We start from the raw sequence: 5,148 nt of genomic DNA on the forward strand, positions 1-5,148 counted from the left end.
AAACTTATTAATTATTTATATATTTTTCAAAGACATATCCGAAATCTTTATTATTATAAGTCTCTCTTATATCATTCATCCAACCAAAATTAAACTTAGTAATTTCTTCTATCATAGTAGCAGCATTACCTTCTACATGACCTCTGCTTATGGCATCATTAGCCATATCTAAACTTTTCATCCCATATTCATAAGATTGTCTATTCTTATGTTGGATTTTTCCAATTTCAAATAAAGCTTTATATAAGTCTTTTAGTTGCTCTATTTGTTTTTTATCAACATCTATACTAAAGTAATTATCTGCAAAACTAAACTTAATTTCCACATCTAAATCTACTGTTCCTGCAGTTTCTAATGTTACTGAATGAACATTTTCACTACGAAACTCATGTCTTTTTACTACTCTTTTTTTACTTACAGCAGATGCACCATCTACATGTATTAGACCTCTGTTCGTAAATACGTATTCATCTGATTTTGATTTTATAACAAAGTAGATTTTTTCACCATCTTCATTCATTATGTAGTCATCTCCATCAACTTTGTTAAAGTCATTTGGATCTATTATCTTACCTATATCAGATAAACCTAATGTATCTGCTGCCATTTTCCCAAATATATTTCCTGCCATGTTATCCTCCAAAATAGTTTAAGTTTTTAATACATTTATATTATACCATGTTTGTATTGCTATTCAATCATGGTGATTTTTAAATTACTTGTCATAAATTTCCTATCTGATACATTCAATAAATTTTTCAACAACTTGGTAAAACTGAGTTCCAGCACATCTCTCAAGCTTCTTTTATTAATATTTCTTCGCTAATCCCTATTTTGCCTATATCATGAAGTTCCCCTACTATAATTAATTCATCAATCCCCATCCTACAATTTTCAGTATTTTATCATTTTCATATATTAGAGGAAAAATCCAACACTGATGAAACTTAAATCCTTTATCCATATTGGAAAAGAAATACTGTCTAAGATCAATCTAAGTCATTCATTCATATAGCTACAACCTTGATTTAATATTTTTATAATTAATATATAAGTATTAGACAAAATATTACAACATAATAAATATTTTTTCCTAATTATATGTATATTTTTATTTTAGTGGCTGTATTAATATTAAAATACAGGTATTACAATTCCTTTATATTTAGATTCTATAATTTCTCTACATTCATCAGATGTAAGAACCTCTTCTAATACTTTTATTTTCTCATTATCTTTGTCTTTCGTTCTATAAGCAAGTAAATTTGCATATTCATCATTTACTGGTGCTGTATAGATTCCGTCTTCTTCTGCACTAAGTCCTGCAGGTATAGCATAAGTTGTATCAACAAATCCAGCAGTAACATCTTCTAATGATGGTGGTATTTGTGCCACATCTAATTGAACAAAATCTAAATTTTTTGGATTTTTAATAATGTCATTAACCCCTACTATATCACCTTCTTTTAAAGTGATTAGTCCTTCACTTTCTAAATATCTTAAAGACTTTGATGCAGAAGCAGCGTTATCACTTATAGCAATTGTATCTCCACTCTTAAATTCATCTATAGAGTTTATTTTCTTAGAATATAACACTCCTGGACAAACATATAGCTTAGACCCTGCCATTATTTCATAACCTTTGCTTTTTACTGCTTCATCTAAATAAGGCTTATGTTGAAATAAATTAGCATCTATTTCTCCATTGTTTAATGATTCATTAGGTAAAATATAATCATTAAATGTCACAACTTCTAAACCATATCCTTTTTCTTCTATAAGTGGTTTCAACTTTTCTAATAATTCACCACCTGGAACTAATGTAGCTCCTACTTTGATTATTTTATCATCCTTAGATTCAGATGATGTTGCACATCCAGCTAATGATACACATAGTAGCGCACTCATCACTACACTTAATAATTTTTTTGATTTCATAATAATATCCCCCTTAAATTGATAATAAAAATCTCTCTAATTCCTCCATTAGTTAAACTTTAATTCCTCTAAAACAAAAAAACTTGAGTATAAACTCAAGTTTTAATAGCGAATTTATACTTATCTTTCAGTAAACCTACTGCAGGATTTAGCACCGTGTATATAAAAATATACTGGTTGCCGGGTTTCATAGGGCCAGTCCCTCCACCACTCTAGATAAGAGATTTTTTATTTTTTAATTTGATAATTATCATAGCACTGTTTCTTTTTAATGTAAATTGTATAATTAATTTTTTATATTTTTATTTTTCTTTAATTCTTAGCTTCCTATTTTTATAATTTTATCATTGATATCATTAGCAAATCCTATATCATGAGTTATTATTAGAATTGCCATACCTTTAGCCTTTAGATTTCTTATAATTTTTAAAACTTTTTCTATTGAATCAACATCCAACGCAGATGTTGGCTCATCAAAACAAAGAACTTTTGGCGTTAATGCACATGCCCTTGCTATGGCAACTCTTTGACATTGACCACCAGATAATTCATAAGGATAAGCATCTACTTTATCTTCTAAATCTACCATTTTTAAAATATCTTTTGCTTGTTTAATTGCATCTTCTTTTGGTTTTTTAAGAACATTTATTGGTGCTGATATTATATTTTCCAATACTGACATATGTGGAAACAAGTTAAAGTTTTGGAATACCATTCCTATTTTATCTCTATTCTTTGATATATGACTTTTATCTTTCATTACATAATTATCTACTATAATTTCTCCATCATCAAAAGTTTCAAGACCATTTATACATCTAAGAATTGTAGTTTTTCCTGCACCTGATTTTCCTAAAATCACACATACTTCTCCAGTATTAACTTCAAAATTTATATTATTTAATACTTTATTCTCCCCAAAAGATTTATTTAAATTTTTTACTTTTAGCATATTTGTCTCACCTCTATTTATCTATAATACGCATATTTATTTTCAATTTTTTTAAACATTATTGTTAAAATTCCAATTAGCACTAAATATACTGCACCAGCTTCTATTAAAGGTACTATACTCGCTTGGCGATTTTGTGCTATTTGAGCAATTCTTAATATATCATTTAAACCTATGGCATATACTATAGCTGTGTCTTTAATTAATGTTATTACTTCATTTGACATAGCTGGTAATACTCTTTTTATAACTTGAGGGAAAACTATTCTTCTATACATATCAAATTTGCTAAATCCTAATACAAAAGCTCCTTCATATTGCCCTTTGTCTATAGATTGGATCCCCCCTCTAAATATTTCAGCAAAATAAGCTGCATAATTTAGTGAAAATGCTACAATTACAGCATCAAATCTATCAAATACTATTCCCATTAAAGGAAGCCCAAAGAATACAAATACTAGTTGTAATAATAGGGGGGTTCCTCTCATAATTAGTATGTATAAATTTGCTATTTGACTTATTATTTTATTTTTGGATATTCTTAAAAAGCCTATCATAATTCCAAGTGGTATTGATATTATCAGCGTTATAAAAAATACTAATAATGTAACTTTTAATCCTTCTATCATAGTGAAATTTCCTCCTTGTGTATCTTAATCTATATTTCTTAATTTTTACATATTATTTAGCTTTTCCAAACCATTTATTATAAATTTCATCAAAGACTTTATCATCTTTTATCTCATTTATTGTATTGTTAACTTTATCTCTAAGTTCAATATCTTCTTTTCTAAATGCAACAACATAGTCTTCTGTTCCAAAATTATCATCTAATATTTTATACTTTTCTTCACCCTTTTTACTTATATAATATTTAACTAAAGTTTCATCTCCAACTAAAGCATCTATTCTTCCAGCTTCTAAATCTCTAAAGACTTTATCAAAAGTATCATATAAAATTGGCGAACCATCTAAACTATTTAATATCTCTGAATCTTTTTCTAATGCTTCTAATCCTGCAGACCCTTGTTGAGTACCTACTACCTTATCATTTAAATCTTCTTTACTTTTAATTGTCGAATTTTTTAATGTCACTATAAGTTGGCTATTTTTCATATATGCATCTGTATAAGTAACCTTTGCTTTTCTTTCTTCAGTTAATGAGTATCCATTCCATATAGCATCTATATTTCCTGAATTTAATTCAGTTTCTTTCATTGACCAATCTATACTTTGGAACTTAACATCCATATTTAATCTTTTAAAGGTTTCTTTAGCTAAATCCACATCAAACCCTACTGTATCTCCATTATCATCTAAATATCCCATTGGGAAGTATGTATTATCATATCCGATTACTATTTCATTATCATCGGAAGTCACATTCTTTTTGTTGCATCCTACTGCTCCTACCATAATTGCTAAAACCGCTAATCCCATTATTAATTTCTTTGATATCTTTTTCATTTCTTTCTCCTCCTAATAATTTAATCTTTTATTATTGCAATAAAAAAACCACATAGGCTAATACCTATGTGGTTAATATTTGTTATATATATTCCACCATAGATACAAGCCTTTTTAACAACACTAAAAGGGCTTGTATCTATGAATTAAATTTCATAATTTACAATCCCTTGGTTCTATGATGGTGATGATGAAGTTGTATATTTAATTTTATTGCAATTATTGAATTTTTCATAACACCATTTCTCCTCTTCTCAATATTTGTTTTAATTATTTTTCATTTGTAATTAATATTAATATGAATGTTTGGAATTGTCAAACATTTTTTATTTAAAATTTATCTTCACGTAATAAATATTCGTTATTATCTTGATCTTTAAATGTGAATAATCTAGCATAAGGCATAGTTACTATATCAGTTACTTCAACACCTTTAGCTTTCATTTCTATATACGCATTATCTAGATATTCCGTACTTAATATAACTGTTTTATAATCTGTATTAGCATCTGGATATTGAGCTTTCATAAGGTTTTTATCGTATAGAACTATAGTTACCCATTCACTTTCTTTCGGTGCTATTTCTATCCATCTTAAAGGCCCTTCTGTTGCATCTATCTTTGTTACAAAGTTTAATTTTTCAGTCCAAAACTTCTTAGCTTCATCTTGATTATTTACATATATTGTTACTTTAGCTATTTTATTTATCATTTTACTTCTCCTTAGATATCCTTTTATTATAAATATATTAAAAAATCTATTACGTTAATTAAATAAATCTAAATTAACAT

The 5,148-nt window shown here is 27.3% G+C and carries 6 protein-coding genes and 1 riboswitch; all 6 genes read right to left on the minus strand.

Features of this window, described 5'->3' with window-relative positions; genetic code table 11:
• Nucleotides 1-7: 7 nt before the first annotated feature.
• The 6 genes from NSA58_RS15765 to NSA58_RS15790 all read right to left on the minus strand — a co-directional run bounded on the left by NSA58_RS15765 (nt 8) and on the right by NSA58_RS15790 (nt 5,068).
• Nucleotides 8-631, minus strand: coding sequence for a PH domain-containing protein (locus NSA58_RS15765; protein WP_079764685.1), 624 nt, complete (start codon nt 629-631; stop codon nt 8-10).
• 503 nt (nt 632-1,134) lie between these two features.
• Entirely contained in the window at nt 1,135-1,938 is an 804-nt protein-coding gene (locus NSA58_RS15770) for a MetQ/NlpA family ABC transporter substrate-binding protein (RefSeq protein ID WP_074429168.1), read from the minus strand.
• A gap of 117 nt (nt 1,939-2,055) precedes the next feature.
• Nucleotides 2,056-2,161, minus strand: a riboswitch (SAM riboswitch).
• Between the two features lie 96 nt (nt 2,162-2,257).
• On the minus strand, nt 2,258-2,890 hold the full coding sequence (locus NSA58_RS15775; protein WP_039679663.1) for an amino acid ABC transporter ATP-binding protein: 633 nt from the start codon (nt 2,888-2,890) through the stop codon (nt 2,258-2,260).
• 17 nt (nt 2,891-2,907) lie between these two features.
• The gene (locus NSA58_RS15780; protein WP_039679664.1) at nt 2,908-3,519 is read right to left on the minus strand and encodes an amino acid ABC transporter permease; all 612 of its coding nucleotides are present in this window, start codon (nt 3,517-3,519) and stop codon (nt 2,908-2,910) included.
• A gap of 52 nt (nt 3,520-3,571) precedes the next feature.
• The gene (locus tag NSA58_RS15785) at nt 3,572-4,357 is read right to left on the minus strand and encodes an amino acid ABC transporter substrate-binding protein (protein ID WP_039679665.1); all 786 of its coding nucleotides are present in this window, start codon (nt 4,355-4,357) and stop codon (nt 3,572-3,574) included.
• A 330-nt stretch (nt 4,358-4,687) separates the two neighbouring features.
• Nucleotides 4,688-5,068: a VOC family protein gene (locus NSA58_RS15790; protein WP_039679666.1), complete on the minus strand. Its 381-nt coding sequence runs from the start codon at nt 5,066-5,068 to the stop codon at nt 4,688-4,690.
• Between the last annotated feature and the right edge of the window lie 80 nt (nt 5,069-5,148).

This window comes from Terrisporobacter muris (assembly GCF_024621905.1).
GTDB classification, from domain to species: Bacteria; Bacillota; Clostridia; order Peptostreptococcales; family Peptostreptococcaceae; genus Terrisporobacter; species Terrisporobacter muris.

Bases quoted from the DNA above. Each gene is read 5' to 3' on its own strand.
- NSA58_RS15765 (WP_079764685.1), bottom strand. From the start codon at position 631: ATGGCAGGAAATATATTTGGGAAAATGGCAGCAGATACATTAGGTTTA.
- NSA58_RS15770 (WP_074429168.1), bottom strand. From the start codon at position 1,938: ATGAAATCAAAAAAATTATTAAGTGTAGTGATGAGTGCGCTACTATGT.
- NSA58_RS15775 (WP_039679663.1), bottom strand. From the start codon at position 2,890: ATGCTAAAAGTAAAAAATTTAAATAAATCTTTTGGGGAGAATAAAGTA.
- NSA58_RS15780 (WP_039679664.1), bottom strand. From the start codon at position 3,519: ATGATAGAAGGATTAAAAGTTACATTATTAGTATTTTTTATAACGCTG.
- NSA58_RS15785 (WP_039679665.1), bottom strand. From the start codon at position 4,357: ATGAAAAAGATATCAAAGAAATTAATAATGGGATTAGCGGTTTTAGCA.
- NSA58_RS15790 (WP_039679666.1), bottom strand. From the start codon at position 5,068: ATGATAAATAAAATAGCTAAAGTAACAATATATGTAAATAATCAAGAT.